A 16,614-nucleotide genomic window follows, 5' to 3' on the forward strand; every position below is an offset into this window, starting at 1 on the left:
AACGGGAGCAAATAGATGAATTTAATCGAGCTGAAAGGGATCCATTTTGGCTATGACACCCACCAAGTGGCGATCTTGGATGATCTTCATTTGTCAGTAAATCACGGAGAATGCCATTGTATTAGTGGCGCAACGGGTTGCGGTAAGTCTAGCTTACTGCATCTCATTGCTGGTGAGTTATCGAGACCCTTTGAAGGAGAGATGATTCGACACCCAGCGCTAATGGTGGGGTTAGTGATGCAAGACCCTAATGTGCAGGTGTTACGCCAGAGTGTAGGTGCGGAAATCGCCTTTGCTCTGGAAAACCTCGGCACGCCATCGGTAAAAATGTTAGATAAAGTACAACAAGCACTCAGGCGCGTGGGGCTATATGTCAGTATCGACACGCCTGTCGATGTGTTGTCCCTTGGGCAAAAATACCGTTTGATGTTGGCCGCGCAGTTAGTATTTGAGCCAAACTTACTGTTACTTGACGAGCCTTGGACTCAGTTAGATAACCATGGGGTGCAAGAGCTGTATTTTGTGCTTAAAAATCTATTGAGTGAGGGGGTAGCTATTGTGATGGTAGAACATCATGCCCAAGCTTTTGGCTCGTTAGTTTCCCATCTATGGCAGTTAGAACAGGGTAAATTGGTGGCGGGTTTATATTTACCGTCGGTGCCGCGCGAACACAAACTCAATGCGGCAGCAGCAAAAGTGACGACAAGTGAGAACAGCGCAGAAGAAAGAGTGCGTATTTCACCGCATCGTTTTCAATTTACTGGCCGCGAAACCTTGTTCCGTTGCGCTAATACGTTAAGCCTTGCTGCGGGCGAAATCGTGGCATTGGTGGGGGATAACGGCAGCGGTAAAAGTAGCTTATTAAAAGCGCTTGCAGGGATCCAAGCGGATATCGGTCAACTGCCGTTCTCGGTACTTGGCAAACGCCCTCAGCTGGGCATATACGGGCCTAACCTATCCTTGTTGTTACAAAGACCGAATCGACAGCTGTTTGAACAGACGGTGTTGACCGAAATGCAATTTAGTTTACGTCGATTCAAGCTTCCACTTACTCGTGCAGAACAGATGTTAGCGCAGCTCTCTTTAATGGGTTTAGCTGCGGCATCGCCCCATAAACTGAGCTACGGACAACAACATATCATTGCCCTAGCTTCGCTTGCATGTTTAACGCCTAAAGTGTTGCTGCTTGATGATCCTTTTGCAGGGCTTGATAACGTACATTGCGAGAAAGTGTGGCAACTGTTGCTGCAATTGCGACAACAGGGCTGTGCCATCTTATTGTCGAGTCATCGAGAAATGTCATTGGATGATGTGGATAGAGTCTGGCACATCGAGTCAGGTTTTTTGTTAGACAGGTCGGATTCGATGGAGCAGTCCTATGCGGGTTAACCCCCTAAGAAGGTTAGCGATGGGTAGGCGCCGTCGCTTTTTGGGGCGGCTGAACGAAACCCACTATTGTGCACTGGCATTACTGTTGAGCTTATTACTTTCGACCTCAGCATTTCTGCTGCCAAGCAGTGCACTGTGGATATTGGTGGCCCTTAATGGGGGCTTGGTCGTTCATGGACTGCTGCTTAAGAAAAAGATCAGCGGGTTACTGCGAATAGCGGCAGTGCAGTTGGTCACGACTATGGGACTTTACTACATGTTTCATGGAGAGAGCCAGTTACTTGAAGGCGCTTTTGTAGTGCTGCGGGTGTTATTGGCAATGTTACCCGGCTGGTGGCTTTCAAGCACTCAACCTCCTGAGCGGCTTGGAGAAGTTTTAAGTTGGGGTTTACCACACCAATGGGCATTTGTCGTTGCAGCGTCACTCAGCTTATTGCCTTTTATGTCACGAGAGCTAAAAGAGATCTATCAGATCCAATGTATGCGTGGTGCAAGGATCACCCCTAAAGCGCTGCGTAATCCTAAGAACTGGCCGGAGTTTATTTATTGCGTGCTACTGCCGCTGCTGATCCAGTTATTAAAACTTTCCAAGCAGATGGCAATCTCGGCAAAGCTGCGCCATTTTGGCAACGCTGCTAAAGGCACCCATTGGCCATCAACAAGAGACTCAGAATGAAATCGCATTTCGAATTAGAAGACGCGCTGTTTATCGGATTTTGCGCCACCTTATTGGTGGTCTTAAAAAGCATGTTACGACTCAAGTTAGGGCTAAGTGGTCACTCGATGTTTTTGATGACCTTTTTTTACCTACTTTGTTATGGCGCTGTCGGCAGAGTCGGTTGTATCACCGCTTGCGGATTACTGGCTGGCATCGTTGCCATGATGCTCAGTATTGGCAAAGGCGGCCCACTCATTTTACTTAAGTTTGGCCTGCCCGCAGTGGCAATGGATCTTACATTATTGATGATTGCAGGCATGTTTAAACTGCGCTGGCAATGCGTGATAGTGGCGTTAATCGGGTGTCTTGCTTGGGCAAGCAAAGGCTGGGTTGAGAATATGCTGGCAGGCATGACACACCAGATTGCGTTAACCAAGTTTGCACTTAATTTTCTACAAGGCGGGGTGTTCGCCATTGGCGCCGCACTCATCGTTCCCACGGTACTTCGGCGCTTGCAATCGCATGACTTATTGCAAGATCACCACAAACAATACAAGTAACAAACCGCCATTTAAACATGATTACAGCTTAGGAGCATAAATGAAAAGTTGGCTAATCTGCATCGATGATACAGACGATATAGCAACCAAAGGTACGGGAGAGATAGCGGAAGAGATCGCAAACCTGTTGGCACAAGCGCATTTGCAAACAAAGGCAAGCAGTGACAAATGCTGGGTGACTCGACATCAATTATTTGTGCATCCAGATATCCCCTACACATCACACAACAGTGCTATGTGCTTTCGCGTTGAAACCCACCTTAGTGTTGAAACAATTAAACAAATATGTGTAACCCATTTATTGAGTGAATCAGCCGCGGCGGCAGATCCGGGTCTTGCGATTTTGGATATGACCTCAATGTATGACATCAACGCTCTGATTGCTTTTGGTCAGTCAGCGAAAGTGGCGGTTAAAACTAAACAACAAGCGTATGAACTAGCGGCTGAGCTAGGCATCGATTTAACGGAACATGGTGGGACAGGTCAGGGCGTTATAGGGGCATTAGCGGGATTAGGCTTGCGCTTAAGTGGTCAAGATGGACGAGTAAAAGGGCAACTAGATCTTGGTAATTATGCTGCTGGAGTGGCGTCCGAGTTCAGTGTTGCAGATATTTTATCAATGAGTTCGCTGCAAGCGGTATTAAGTGACAATGGCGATATCTTAGCCATTGATGAGCGTGTATTACTGAATGGCAAGGTTAAAGCCGTTTATCGCCAGCATATGTTTGCCTTGCTCGTTAGCCAGCATGAGAATGGTTGGGTGAATGCATCTAAACAAACTCTTAAAGCATATTAGAGGCGAGTATGGACAAGTGGTTTACCTATATTGATGGCGTGTGGCGATTTAACTTTGATAGTGAAGCATATTTAGCCTCCCGTGAGGCTGCACAACAATGTAGTCTGTTTTTGGAAGACGATGAAGATGAGCAGATCGATGACCATTTACGTTCGTGCTACAACTGCCTTTATCGTCGCTGGCGTCCAAATGGGTTCGATTGTTATAAAAAAGATTATGCTGTTAAGGAGTGACATGTACTAATTTCAGTGTGATATATAGCGTATCTAACTAATTAATAGCTATTTTTGACTTCCCCCCGTATTACCCGAGTGTTTTAGTTGGCTTTAACTGTGGTGCTTTGTTAGCACTCAGAATAGAATGTGCGCCTCTACCCAAAATAATAATTAGAAGCTGAATGTAACTTCAGCAACATTCAGCCAACAGTCAGTAGAGGAAGCGCTTTTACACTCGAGTGCTTTGAACATTTTGTCATCCGGGGACGAAGAGATAATGGGTGATTCAATTGAATCAAAAAATCTAATTAAAGTACCTGTCGCAAAATTAGGCGTAGGTATGTTTGTCGAATCTATCGACAGCGCCAAAGGACACGTGAGTATTGCTAACGCAGGTCAAATCCGCAGCAAAGAAGCGATTACCAAATTGCTGCGCAGCGGGATTACCCATGTGTGGGTTAATGCTGAGCGTTCGTCAGTTGATTGTGGTTTGAATCGGCCAAATTTAAAGTCGACTTCCGTGGTCAAACCTGTGGCTAAAAGGGTCATAAAAGACCGAGCTACCACTCAAAATAAAGCAAAAGAGTTAATGGTTGAGGCAAAAGATCTTATCCAAAAAGTGCTGTCTGAAACCTTTGAGGGCAAAGCGGTAGAGGTTGGGCCTTTTGAAGTGCTGGCCGATAATATGATTGAATCGGTATTGCTCGATGCTGATGCTTTAAAATGCGTATCAGCCCTTCGTTCAAAAGACGCTTACCTGCTAGAACATTCCATCAATGTGGCATTTTTGCTGGTAACGTTTGGCCGTTATCTGAAATTTGATACTGATATGCTACGTAAATTGGCGGTGGGTGGCATTTTGCATGATATCGGTAAAATCAAAGTCGATAGCGCTATTCTCAACAAGCCTGGTAAGTTAACCGCCGAAGAGTTTGAGCACGTCAAATTACATCAAACGTTTGCGGTCGAGATCATGGATAACACCGCTGGCCTTTCGCAGGTGAGTAAAGACATCAGCTTGATGCACCACGAAAAGCTCGATGGTAAGGGTTATCCGCGCGGGCTAAAGGGCGATGAGATCCCGATTCATGGCCGTATGAGCTGTATCGTCGATATCTTCGATGCGTTAACCGCAGCTCGCTGCTATAAAGAGGCGATGAGTCCGGCTGCTGCGTTTAAAATTCTACTGAGTTTAACGCCATTCCATTTAGATCAAGCTCTGGTGTATGATTTTATTCGTTGTGTTGGTGTTTACCCCGTAGGCTCATTAGTGGAGTTATCTGATGGCCGAGTTGGTATTGTATGGGAAGCTAAAAACCGCGATGCACTGCATCCAAAGGTGAAGTGCTTTTATTCAAATAAACATAAGTACTACACTGGGGTGACGATGGTTGATTTGCTTAAATCCGATCTCAATATTGAGAAAGGGATCTCGCCAAGTAGCTTAGAGATAGATCCAACGCCTTTCTATTAAACGATGACTTATTTTTAAAGAGCTAAAAAAGCGCCATTCATGGCGCTTTTTTGTGACCAGAGCTTTACTTAGCTTTCGGCTTTTTTGATCTACCTCTGCTATTTGTTATTTAAGCCACTCTTTACTTAACTATCATTGAATTAAGTCATAAGCCGGCATTCTAACCAAAAGAATGGATAGCAGTGGATGATGAACAGATGCTTAAACGTAGACAATTTCTAAAGATGAGTTCGGTGGTCGTTGCGTCGAGTTTATTCGCTTTTCCAGCGGCAGCAGGCACGACAACAAGGCTATTTCAAAAAAAACGCTATCGCGTATTAGCTTTAGTATTTGACGATTATGAAACACTAGACCTACATGGCCCCATCGAAATGCTTGGCCATATGCCAAATGTAGAGATAAAGCTGGTGGGGCCGACTGAGTTGGTTAGAAGTTATCAAGGGCCAAGGGTGGTGGCTGATGCTTTAATAGATAGCACTTATGAATGTGACTTGTTATTAATCCCTGGCGGACTAGGTACGCGAAAATTAGTTGACGACGAGCGTATGATCCAATGGCTCACGGCGCAGCTTGCCAACAGTAAAAAAGTATTTTCGGTTTGTACGGGTTCGGCATTGTTGGCAAAAACATCAAGTTTAGATGGCGTTAAGGCGACCACTAACAAAATGGCCTTTAAGTGGGTGACCTCATTGGGCGCTAAAGTGCATTGGCAGTCTCAGGCGCGTTGGGTCGATGACGGGAAGTTTTTAACCTCGTCAGGCGTCTCCGCAGGTACTGATGCCGCTCTGTATTGGGTAAAGCAATTACATGGTGAAGCAGAGGCTAGACGTATTGAAACGCTAACCGAGTACCATTGGGTTGATGACAGTAAGAATGATCCTTACGCCGTTACTTTATAAATAAATGATATAGCCTTAGCTGAAAAAGCTATTAAATAGTAATAAAGGATATTGGCAGGAATTGCGAACGTCCTCAATAATTGCGATTGGTTCAGAACGCAAATTGGGGGAGTTCGCATGAATAAAGGGTTAATCTTACTGTGTTGTCTGCTATTAATCAGTGCTTCACTCATGACGTCAGGGTTGACGCGGGCACTTATTGATCTCGGTGCTTTTAGTGGTCTACTTTGGATTGTATTTCGCAACCAAAATAGTATGCCAAACTAATATAATCAGCACTCGCTTCAATAGAGAATATATCCTAACGAACTCGTACCAATCGCCAGCCATAGCAGTGAACCCAGCACCAGTGGTTTCGGGCCTGTGGCTTTCATCTTCTTGATTGTAATCCCTGCACCAATTAAAAATAAGCACACCACCAATAAGCGTTTCGACGCCTCAAACGCGACCTCATAAAAAGCCTCTCCCTGGGGGATCCAATAAGCAATTGAGATGGTTAAACAGTAAAAACCAATAAAGTAGGGAATGGTAATTTTTTTCTTATCGCCACTAAAGAACATGGCACTCAGTAATGCGATAGGAACGATCCATAAAGCCCTAGCAAGCTTAATGGTTGTCGCCGTCGTGAGTGCTTCATTACCATAGGCGGATGCCGCCCCAACCACTGAAGATGTATCGTGTATCGCTATTGCACTCCATACGCCAAACTCATGTTGCGTCATCGATAATGCATGGCCAATGGCAGGAAATAAAAATAGCGCAACAGAGTTAAGAATAAACACGGTAGCCAGCGCAATCGCCGCCTGTTCGTTGCTTGCTTTAATGGCGGGTGCAACTGCGGCTATCGCACTACCACCACAAATTGCCGTGCCTGAGGCGATCAAATAGCCTGTCTTTCTATCAAATTTAAGCAGCCGAGTGAGTACAACACCTAAAACTAAGGTGAAAATAATCGACCCTACAATTAAGGGAAGGTTGTCTAAACTGACCGAAATGGCAGTGTCGAGCTGAATGCCAAAGCCGAGGCCGACAATTGAAAATGCTAATAGTTTTTTGGTCAATTTAGCGAGAATGAGTTGCTCAGGCGCCCAGCCAATGCTAGCAAGGGTAAAGCCTAGAATAAGTGCAACAGGAGAGGAGATCATCGGCAGCAAACAAAGTAAGCCAGCTAGGGTAAACAGGGTGAGTTGTGTTCGAGGCTGGTTCAAAATGGTCATTAAACAGAACTTACGTTAAGTGTCGGTTGCAATTTAGCCGCCGAGTATAACGCTTATTTTGATTTTGATAAATTAAATACTGCTTATTGTCAGTTTAGCAACGTTGAATGTAAGTGTGTTGGGGACATAAAAAATCCGAAGCTGTTGTCAACTTCGGATTGTTTTTTTACAGGCTCTGGTAACGGAATGGGTAGCCAGTAATTGCACTTTAATTCAATAGCTTAGCGCATAGTGACGAACTCTTCAGACCCTGTTGGATGAATCGCAACAACAGAATCAAAGTCTGCTTTAGTTGCGCCCATCTTCATTGCCACACCAAAGCCTTGAAGGATTTCATCCATACCAAAACCAATGCCATGGATACCCACTACCACTTCATCTTCGCCGGCACAAATCAACTTCATTTTGCAGGCTTCGCGGTGTGCCGTAATAGCGGTATACATTGAGGTAAAGCCAGAGGTATATACTTTAACGTTATCTTTACCAAATTTATCATCCGCTTCAGGCTCAGTAAGCCCCATAGTGCCAATGGGTGGATGACTGAATACCACTGTTGGAATAACACTGTAATCCATTTTGGCATTTGGCATGTTGCCAAATAGGCGCTCTGATAATAAACGGCCTGCTTTTACTGCGACAGGGGTAAGCTCTACGCCACCTTCCATTATGTCGCCAACGCAGTAAATACCTTTTGCTGTGGTATTTTGCTGTTCGTCAGTGACCACATAGCCTTTTTTATTAAGCTTAACATCGGTATTTTCAAGGCCGATGTTGCCAGTAGAAGGTGAGCGACCAATGGCCCAGATTAAACTGTCTACGGTAATGCTTTCGCCATTTTCAAGCTCTAGTGTCAGGCTGCTATCAGTATTTTTAACCACGGCTTTTGGAATGCTGTGGGTGTGTAATGTCGGTCCATTGATTTTCATCGCTTCAACTAGGGTGTCAGTCAAAATGGGATCGAAGTTACGAAGAGGAGCATGTTTGCGAACTAATAAGTGAGTTTCGCTGCCTAATGCATGTAATACGCCTGCGAGCTCAACGGCAATATAACCAGCGCCAACAACTGCAACACGCTTTGGTTGTTCACGCAGCGCAAAGAACCCGTCTGAGTCAATGCCGTATTCAGCACCTGGGATAGTTGGAATCGTTGGTGCACCGCCTGTAGCGATAAGGATATGATCGGCTGTGTAGTGCTCACCATCAACTTCAATAGTATTAGCATTAACGAACTTACCGTAACCATTTAGCAGTGTGACGTTATTACTCGCAAAACCACGTCCGTAAGCATCATGGATTCGACCAATATAAGCTTCACGGTTATCAACTAATGTGCTCCAGTTAAAGTTATTAACGGTTACGTCAAAACCATAATCTTTAGCGAATAAATGCATAGATTCAGCGATATGAGCACCATACCACATGACTTTTTTAGGTACACAGCCCACATTTACGCAAGTGCCGCCAACGTGTTTTGCTTCAATTACCAATACTTTTGCGCCGCGCATTGCTGCACGATTACCTGAAGCAATACCGCCGCTACCAGCGCCAAGACAGATATAATCAAAATGTTGAGCCATGTGTATCTCCAAAAAAGTTACTTACTGACAAAAGCAAAATAGGGCAGAGGCTTTTGTTCCTGTGTATACGACTATGACGCACTTCGAGTTAAAAAGACGATAGTGTGCCTAGTATTTATGGGGGTGCATCGATATTGCACCATTGTAGATTGAAAAATTTATTTGAACCAGATCAAATATTTTAAGCATCCGCTTTGAACTTAGTCATTGATATTGGGACGCGTCAGCACTATTTCAATGCATTGTCGTCAGTTCAACATGATGTGACAAAGCCACTTTAGCAGCTTAAACCTGATGATAAGACCTAGTTTTGGAGCAGGATATTACAACAATATTTATCTCTGTTAGCGCCGATATTGGCAGCTATGATGATCACTTTGATTTGGCCCTTCTATGCCACACTTAAGGCATTCCCATTCATCTTGCCTAGCATTCAGTTCATGCTGGAGGTGCATGTTGCGATGATTGATACCAAGGCTTACGTTTTTCTCTAGTAAAGTCATGCGGCTATTCAGCCAGCGACAACCGGCGTCATTAGCCACCTTTTTACGGCTTGCCAATTGTTGCTTGCGGTTAACCTTCTTGAGTTTAGCTTTCGATTTTGGTTTTGATGGTTGACCCACGCGAGTTGTTTTTTTTTGCTTAACCGGTGTGTAGCTCAGTGCGGTTTTAGGCTGTGTGGGGATCAACAATGGCTGACCTTTATCGTCCAGTACCGTGCCTAAAGGCAGCGACGGTGAGTCATTTGCAAGACTGCAAGGGCTGATAAGGATTAGTGCACAGGCGATGTGTCGATAGGGGCTGAGTAACATTCCTTGTCCTCTGAGTTAGACACCATTTTCAATCCTTTGAAAGTGGTCATTTATGTTGGTTTTTATCGGGCCATTAGCAATAAACTATAGTTCAATTTTAAGTGTTCTGGCGTTAGAAGCTCCAGCTTAAATGAATACCTGCATAGGTTTCGTCTAAGCTAGCAGTAGTATTGTTATTTCGCGCTTCGAGTTTTATGTCTTCTTGAGCAATACTGTGACTAACATGGCCTGATAGCACCCACTGATTAGGCAGCTGATACTCTGCTTCAATGCCCAATTGGAAGTGATTAGCACCGTCATGCTCTTCGCTGACATATTGAAAATCGAAACCTTGGGTGATGTATGGAGAGACGCTGAAGTTTGGTGTCAGCTCCCAATTACTGTGTATGCTTACTTCGACGAAATAGCCTGCAGCTTCCGTAGAATATGTATAGCTCACGGAAGGCACTAACCAATCAACGGCGGCGTACTCCAGTATGCCAAAGAGTTCGTTATCATGGGCGCGTTCGTCACCGTAAAACTCTAAACGTTGGTAACCGACACTGCCGCCTAGGTTGTCGGTTAAGTTGAAAGCATACTCTACCCCCACGTTCCACTCGGTATAGTGCTGGCTATCACCACGTCCGACAGTTGCGTATAGGTTAAAATTGTTTCTTTGTACTGCAGCGGTTGCCCAATAGATACCGCCTTGGTCGAGATTATTTCGACCTTCTGAAATGTAGCTAGAGTCCCAACCAAGGTCAAAAAGCGCATGAACTTGTCCACTATCATCTAACGGCAGTTTTTCAATAATTTTAGTATTGTGTGAGTCATCGATATTAGACGCTGCATCGGCTAATACAACAGATGATCCGATTAATAGTGGGATCATGGCGATAAGTTGCAGTGCTTTTCTCATTACAAGACTCAGTATTTAGCAGGAAGTGAAAATCCCATACATCATAATTTTTACGCCGTAAATGTAAATGATAACAAGTTGTATTTGCGAAGTGGTTTGCAATACCAATACGGAGCGGAGTTTATACGGCTGGAATATGACCTTCATCAAGGAAATGAGCGTTTTTTACTGCTAGAAAACCCTCGAAGCATAAGTTTTATTGCCAATTCATTGAATATTGCCTTCTTAACCCCTATCTCTTAACTATCAACATAGAATGTTAAGGACTCACTCATGAGCAACCCCTTGCTAAATAGCACTAAGCTTCCGCCTTTTTCTAGTCTTAAACCTGAGCATATTCAGCCTGCTATTGAACAAGGTATCGCGAACTGTCGAGCGCAAATAGAACAAGTGTTAAAGAATGAGGGTAACTATTGTTGGGATAATTTAGTTGCTCCACTTGATGACGTTGATGATGAACTGGGAAAAATATGGTCACCTATTTCGCATATGAATTCGGTTGTCAGTAATGATGCATGGCGTGCGGCACATGATGCATGTCTGCCTTTGTTATCTGAGTACGGTACCTTTGTCGGCCAGCATCAGGGGCTCTATCAAGCCTATAAGTCACTTGCGGCATCAGCAGAGTTTGCTGATTATTCACAAGCGCAAAAGAAAATGATTGAAAACAGCCTACGTGATTTTGAACTATCAGGTATTGGCTTAAGTGATGGCGACAAGCTGCGTTATGGTGAATTGGTTAAGCGTATGTCGGAACTGACTAGTGGTTTCTCTAATCAATTATTAGACGCAACTCAAGCCTGGAGCAAGCTGATCACTGATGAAGCAGAGCTAAAGGGTTTACCTGAATCTGCTGTTGCGGCTGCGGCGGCGATGGCGATGGCCAAAGAGTTAACCGGCTGGCTGTTTACCTTAGATTTCCCCTCTTACCTACCCGTGATGTCTTACAGCGAGAATCGTGCGCTGCGTGAAGAGTGTTATCGTGCGTTTGTCACGCGAGCATCTGATCAAGGGCCCAATGCTGGCGAATTTGATAATGGTCCGTTAATGGATGAAATTTTATCATTACGCCACGAGCTGGCTAACCTATTAGGTTTTGACAGCTTTGCCGACAAGTCATTGGCAACGAAAATGGCCGAAACACCGGCACAAGTATTAGCGTTTTTAACGGAGCTTGCTGCGCGCTCTAAAACACAAGGCGAAACCGAACTTAACGAGCTTAAAGATTTTGCTGCCAGCGAATACAGTGCTGTCGATCTTGCGGCATGGGATCTTGGTTTTTATGCTGAGAAATTGAAACAGCATCGCTACGAGATCTCCCAAGAGCTACTGCGTCCCTATTTTCCAGAAGATAAAGTCCTTTCAGGGCTGTTTTATACTGTATCGCGCCTATTTGGTCTTAAGGTCGAGGAGCAAAAAGAGTTTGATAGCTGGCATAAAGATGTCCGTTTCTTCCATATTCGCGACAGCAATGACGAACACCGTGGCAGTTTCTATTTAGATCTTTACGCCCGTGAAGGTAAGCGTGGTGGCGCATGGATGGATGATTGCCGTGCTCGTCGTGCCACTAGCGCAGGTTTGCAAGATCCGGTTGCTTACCTCACGTGTAACTTCAATGCACCTGTGGCAGGCAAGCCCGCGTTATTTACCCATGATGAAGTGACGACTCTGTTCCATGAATTCGGCCATGGCATTCATCATATGTTGACTAAGATTGATGTTGGCGGCGTTTCTGGGATCAGCGGCGTACCTTGGGACGCGGTTGAGCTACCGAGTCAGTTTATGGAGAACTGGTGTTATGAAGAGGAAGCTCTGGCTGAAATTTCAGGCCATTTCGAAACCGGTGAGCCGTTGCCAAAGGTGATGCTGGATAAAATGCTGGCGGCGAAAAACTTCCAGTCAGGCATGATGATGTTGCGTCAGCTTGAGTTTTCACTGTTTGATTTTAAGATGCACTTAGAGTTTGACCCTGCCAAAGGCGCAGAGATCCAAGCTAAGCTAAATGAGGTCCGTGAGTTAGTGGCGGTCGTTAAGGCACCTGAATTTAACCGCTTCCAACATGGTTTTGCGCATATCTTTGCAGGTGGCTACGCTGCAGGTTACTACAGCTATAAATGGGCTGAAGTGCTCTCTGCAGATGCATTCTCTCTATTTGAAGAAGAAGGGATCTTTAACGCCGAAACGGGCAAGCGTTTCTTAGAGAATATCCTCGAAATGGGCGGCAGTGAAGAACCTATGACATTGTTTAAACGTTTCCGCGGTCGAGAGCCTAAGACTGATGCTCTGCTAAGACATTGCGGTATTAACGGCTAATTGTTAAGTCAATTTTTATCATTTTAAGGCGCCTAGTGCGCCTTTTTTATTTGATCTACTTCACAGCTTGTTATCTGGTATGACCTCTGCTAGCCTTTCGGCTCTTATTTATCAAGGATGTAGGTTGAGCTGTAAATGAATCTCTATTTTAGGCTTTTTTGGTTGTTTATTTGGCGCGTTCGTCACTGTAATAAAATCGATTTTTTAGGCAAGAGCACACTCAGTTATCGTGCATTACCTTCCGATTGCGATATCAACTTCCACCTGACTAATTCGCGTTACCCAGCGTTTATGGATCTGGCTCGAACTTACATGTTGTCCGAAATGGGCTTGCTAAAGCGTTTTATAAAATTGGGATGGATGCCGATTATTAATGCCGCTGAGTTCACCTATATTCGCGATATCAAGCCATTTGCTAAGTTTGATATTGAAAGCAAAGTGGTCGGTTGGGATGAGAAATACTTCTATGTCGAACAGCGATTTGTCAGTGAGCGCGGTTTGCATTGCATTGCCCATGTGCGCGGCGTTTTTGTCTGTAAGAAGAAACAGGTGCCAATTTTAAAGATGCTAGCAGAGATCCCATTTAATGATGCTGCACCAGAGCTGCCAGCTGAAGTTGAAAAGTGGAAACGCTTCTTAGAGTTAAAGAAAGCGCAGAACATATAATCACCATTCTACTACTGTCTGATCTTTCTGTGGGCGTTCCATCTCCAGCTGGCTATCGCTGTGTTTGCTCGGATGCATAGCGGCGTCATGACGTACGAGCAAGAGTGAGCGCCACCTCCTCTTGCACTTGATTGACGGCTCCCCGCAGTGTGGCTTGGATCCAATAACGGCCGAGATGTTCATAGTCGAGTAGCTTAAAATCGGTTTCTAATGTCAGTAAACATGGGATCGTCGCGCAGTCGGCTAAACTAAAGCTGTCACCACATAACCAATGATATGTGGCGAGGCGTCGGTCTAAACTGTCCAGGGTTGTCAGCAGTTCATTTTCAAGTTGCTTGACCTTAATTTGATTACTGAGCTTTTGATGCTTGGCTGCCAGCCAATGGTCGATCACTGTGTCGAGCCGTGTATCGCTGAGTCTGTCGTAGAGCCTTACTTGCAATGCATCCTTGGTTAATGCAGGAATGAGTTGAGTACCTTGCTCAATGTTGGTATCAAGGTATTCTACAATAATACTCGCGTCGGGAATGACCTCTCCTGATGCAATTCTGAGTAAAGGTAGGTGGCCGCTAGCATCAATTCGTTGCAATTCCCGCCTCGCGTAAGGATCCGCTAAATTAATAATATGCGGATAAAAGTGGGCTTGTTTTTCATAAAGGGCAATGAGTACCTTTTGTGATTGTCGTGACAGTGGATGGTAATACAGATCCATGGTCGTTACAGACTCCAATCAAAAGCATTTGTGTTAACTCTAGTTGCTAAAACGGGTCCCCACAATGTGCTGTGTTGGTTGCGTGAGTGCCTTACACTATGAGTTATCTTGATAAAGTAATGCCTCTCAGCAGGTTAATGGTTATCTGCCGCAGAATATATACCCATGCGACTTCGAAATGCAGCATCGAGCATGTCGAACTGTGGCTTGGGTATCAACAGGAGAACAGATGAGTCGTATTGAAACGTTTGCATCAATTTATCAGCGGGCATCAGAGCGTAAAGGCGGCAGTGCAGGACTCGAACAGTTAATGTCAGCGAGCCTGACGGAGGACGAAATTGGTCAATATAGCGATGCTCCGTTGTTATCTGAGATGAGTAAAAAGGTATTTCAAAGCGGCTTTGTGTGGCGAATAGTCGAGGCTAAGTGGCCAGCATACCAAAAAGCATTTTTTGATTTTGAGCCTTTTAAGGTATTGATGCTGTCGACCGAGCAGTTGCAAGAGCGGGCTAATGATATCGTATTAATCAGGCATCTTAAGAAAACGATGGCGATCTATGACAACGCGCATATGGTCAACGACCTTGCGCGTGAGCACGGTAGTTTTGCTGAGTTTTTGGCAAGCTGGCCTAGCGAAGATATTATCGGTTTATGGGCAAGCTTAAAGCGCAAAGGTACACGCCTTGGCGGTAACACAGGTCCCTATTTTTTACGCGCTATCGGTAAAGACACCTTTCTACTGACTAGCGACGTGCAAGGCTATCTCAAGGCACACCAGCTAGTGGATTATGGCTTTAGCTCAAAAGCGGGACTTAAGCAGGTCCAAGCCGTCTTTAATCACTGGCAACAGGATTCAGGCCGCAGTTTGGCTGATATCAGTCGGATTCTAGCCTGTAGCGTCGGTGATAATCGGATTTAGTAGCCAATGTTATGGATCTTGATGTGATGCTTTTTTGATAATGTATTGGCATTACCTGTTAATTTTCAGCATCTAATGTCATCTGTTCTAAACTTAGGGCTAATGCGAATGTTGAAAAATATATATCGTTAACAATAATTAAACATATGTGGCTGATTTAGTGCGGGAATTCTTATTAACTTACAAATTAATCTCGTATATTTCCTTGTTGACAAGCCTGCATTGTGAGATAAAGGCACGTTAAATAATCAGACAAAAATTTATGCTTTCAAAGGTTTAATTGGCGGCATTTAATGCTGAAAATAATTCAATTACCGGTTAGATGGCTTTTATAGGAGTTCTCATGCGGCAAATAGTGAAAATTGCCTCTGTGTTAAGTGTGGCGTTATGGATAACTGGATGTGGGCAAAAATCTGATCAAATGGGGCCTCAAGAAAGAGGACCTATGGAGGTGGGTGTAATTACTATAGCGGCTCAATCTCAATCTATTTTGGTTGAACTACCTGGACGAAGTAAGGCGTATTTAGAAGCAGAGGTTCGCCCTCAAGTCAGTGGTATTATTATGAACCGCGGCTTTGTTGAAGGAAAAGATGTAAAGAAAGGTCAATCTCTGTATCAGATTGACTCGGCAACCTATAAAGCGGCACTCGTTAGTGCACAAGCAGATCTTAAAAGTGCAGAAGCAAGCTTAGTGTCAGCTAAAGCCAAGGCTTTGCGTTTTAAGAAGCTGGTAAAGTTAAACTCCATCAGTGAGCAGGATTATGATGAAGCTGATGCGGCATACAAAGAAGCGTTAGCGCGTGTCACCGTTGCCGAAGCTGCTATCAATACCGCGAATATTAACCTTGAGTACACCGAAGTGCGTGCCCCTATTTCTGGGCGTGTAGGTAAATCTTCAGTGACTGCTGGTGCGTTAGTGACGGCAAATCAAACTCAAACGTTAGCGACCATTCAACAGCTTGATCCAATTAACATTGAGATAGCTCAGTCGAGTGCGCAGTTGTTGCGTTTAAGAGCTAAGTTAAAAGATGGCCAACTTAAGGCGTCTGATAATGCGGGAGTGCAGTTGGTGCTAGAAGACGGCACTACCTATAACCATGATGGCTTACTGCAGTTCGCGGAAGTTAGTGTGAATGAAAATACAGGTTCAGTCGTTCTACGTGCCGAGTTCCCTAATCCGGACGGCGTGTTAATGCCGGGTATGTATGTTCGCGCTATCTTGAATACCGGTACCGATCCACAGGCTATTCTTGTCCCTCAGCGTGCGATTACTCGTAACACTAAAGGCCAAGCGGTCGCGATGGTGATTATCGACGGTAAAGTTGCGTCGCGCATTGTGACGACAGCTGAAGTGATTAATAACCAGTGGCGTATTACGGATGGTTTGAATGTTGGTGATCAACTCATTGTTGAAGGCCTACAAAAAATTCGCCCTGGAGCACCTGTTAAAGCGGGTCCTTTAGTCGCGGATAAAAAACCTCAAGCACAACAACAGAAATAGGGTAGAGC

17 protein-coding genes are annotated in these 16,614 nt (G+C 44.7%); 12 read left to right on the forward strand and 5 right to left on the reverse strand.

Annotated features, from left to right (window positions below):
• The first annotated feature begins 15 nt into the window (after positions 1–15).
• The 8 genes from CXF83_RS02525 to CXF83_RS22670 all read left to right on the forward strand — a co-directional run bounded on the left by CXF83_RS02525 (position 16) and on the right by CXF83_RS22670 (position 6,258).
• Positions 16–1,389, forward strand: coding sequence for an ATP-binding cassette domain-containing protein (locus CXF83_RS02525; RefSeq protein ID WP_101090072.1), 1,374 nt, complete (start codon positions 16–18; stop codon positions 1,387–1,389).
• The gene (locus tag CXF83_RS02530; RefSeq protein WP_101090071.1) at positions 1,379–2,065 is read left to right on the forward strand and encodes an energy-coupling factor transporter transmembrane component T; all 687 of its coding nucleotides are present in this window, start codon (positions 1,379–1,381) and stop codon (positions 2,063–2,065) included. The genes CXF83_RS02525 and CXF83_RS02530 overlap by 11 nt, the downstream gene beginning before the upstream one ends.
• Positions 2,062–2,607 carry a core component of ECF transporter gene (locus CXF83_RS02535; RefSeq protein WP_101090070.1) on the forward strand — a complete coding sequence of 182 codons (546 nt, stop codon included), beginning with the start codon at positions 2,062–2,064 and terminating at the stop codon, positions 2,605–2,607. The genes CXF83_RS02530 and CXF83_RS02535 overlap by 4 nt, the downstream gene beginning before the upstream one ends.
• A 40-nt stretch (positions 2,608–2,647) precedes the next feature.
• Positions 2,648–3,403 (forward strand): DNA-binding protein, encoded by a 756-nt coding sequence (locus tag CXF83_RS02540; protein WP_101090069.1) that lies wholly within the window; start codon positions 2,648–2,650, stop codon positions 3,401–3,403.
• An 8-nt stretch (positions 3,404–3,411) separates the two neighbouring features.
• Positions 3,412–3,636: a hypothetical protein gene (locus CXF83_RS02545; protein ID WP_101090068.1), complete on the forward strand. Its 225-nt coding sequence runs from the start codon at positions 3,412–3,414 to the stop codon at positions 3,634–3,636.
• Between the two features lie 259 nt (positions 3,637–3,895).
• Positions 3,896–5,092, forward strand: a complete 1,197-nt coding sequence (locus CXF83_RS02550; RefSeq protein ID WP_101090067.1) for an HD-GYP domain-containing protein — start codon at positions 3,896–3,898, stop codon at positions 5,090–5,092.
• Between the two features lie 182 nt (positions 5,093–5,274).
• On the forward strand, positions 5,275–5,991 hold the full coding sequence (locus CXF83_RS02555) for a DJ-1/PfpI family protein (protein ID WP_232775014.1): 717 nt from the start codon (positions 5,275–5,277) through the stop codon (positions 5,989–5,991).
• Between the two features lie 117 nt (positions 5,992–6,108).
• Entirely contained in the window at positions 6,109–6,258 is a 150-nt protein-coding gene (locus CXF83_RS22670) for a hypothetical protein (protein WP_180961128.1), read from the forward strand.
• Positions 6,259–6,275: 17 nt separating this feature from the next.
• Here the strand turns inward: CXF83_RS22670 and CXF83_RS02560 are convergent, their stop codons facing one another.
• From CXF83_RS02560 to CXF83_RS02575, 4 genes are all read right to left on the reverse strand, one after another.
• A complete protein-coding gene (locus CXF83_RS02560) occupies positions 6,276–7,208 on the reverse strand; it encodes a YeiH family protein (protein WP_101090066.1) in 933 nt (310 codons plus the stop codon).
• Positions 7,209–7,429: 221 nt separating this feature from the next.
• Complete coding sequence (gene gorA, locus CXF83_RS02565; RefSeq protein WP_101090065.1) at positions 7,430–8,785, reverse strand: glutathione-disulfide reductase; 1,356 nt, start codon at positions 8,783–8,785, stop codon at positions 7,430–7,432.
• Between the two features lie 344 nt (positions 8,786–9,129).
• On the reverse strand, positions 9,130–9,597 hold the full coding sequence (locus CXF83_RS02570; RefSeq protein WP_101090064.1) for a hypothetical protein: 468 nt from the start codon (positions 9,595–9,597) through the stop codon (positions 9,130–9,132).
• A 112-nt stretch (positions 9,598–9,709) separates the two neighbouring features.
• Positions 9,710–10,495, reverse strand: a complete 786-nt coding sequence (locus tag CXF83_RS02575) for a hypothetical protein (protein WP_101090063.1) — start codon at positions 10,493–10,495, stop codon at positions 9,710–9,712.
• A gap of 273 nt (positions 10,496–10,768) precedes the next feature.
• On the opposite strand from CXF83_RS02575, the gene prlC reads away from it, so the two are divergent.
• Both prlC and CXF83_RS02585 read left to right on the forward strand, forming a co-directional pair.
• Positions 10,769–12,808, forward strand: a complete 2,040-nt coding sequence (gene prlC / locus CXF83_RS02580) for an oligopeptidase A (protein ID WP_101090062.1) — start codon at positions 10,769–10,771, stop codon at positions 12,806–12,808.
• 135 nt (positions 12,809–12,943) lie between these two features.
• Entirely contained in the window at positions 12,944–13,474 is a 531-nt protein-coding gene (locus tag CXF83_RS02585) for a thioesterase family protein (RefSeq protein ID WP_101090061.1), read from the forward strand.
• Between the two features lie 85 nt (positions 13,475–13,559).
• Here CXF83_RS02585 and CXF83_RS02590 read toward each other — a convergent pair whose 3' ends face one another.
• Positions 13,560–14,186 carry a glutathione S-transferase family protein gene (locus tag CXF83_RS02590; RefSeq protein WP_101090060.1) on the reverse strand — a complete coding sequence of 209 codons (627 nt, stop codon included), beginning with the start codon at positions 14,184–14,186 and terminating at the stop codon, positions 13,560–13,562.
• 229 nt (positions 14,187–14,415) lie between these two features.
• Here CXF83_RS02590 and CXF83_RS02595 point away from each other — a divergent pair, with 229 nt between their 5' ends.
• Together CXF83_RS02595 and CXF83_RS02600 are read left to right on the forward strand one after the other, a co-directional pair.
• Complete coding sequence (locus tag CXF83_RS02595; protein ID WP_101090059.1) at positions 14,416–15,105, forward strand: DNA-3-methyladenine glycosylase I; 690 nt, start codon at positions 14,416–14,418, stop codon at positions 15,103–15,105.
• Positions 15,106–15,448: 343 nt separating this feature from the next.
• Entirely contained in the window at positions 15,449–16,606 is a 1,158-nt protein-coding gene (locus CXF83_RS02600; protein WP_101090058.1) for an efflux RND transporter periplasmic adaptor subunit, read from the forward strand.
• Positions 16,607–16,614: the final 8 nt, after the last annotated feature.

The organism is Shewanella sp. Choline-02u-19, assembly GCF_002836205.1.
In the GTDB taxonomy this organism is placed as follows: domain Bacteria; phylum Pseudomonadota; class Gammaproteobacteria; order Enterobacterales; family Shewanellaceae; genus Shewanella.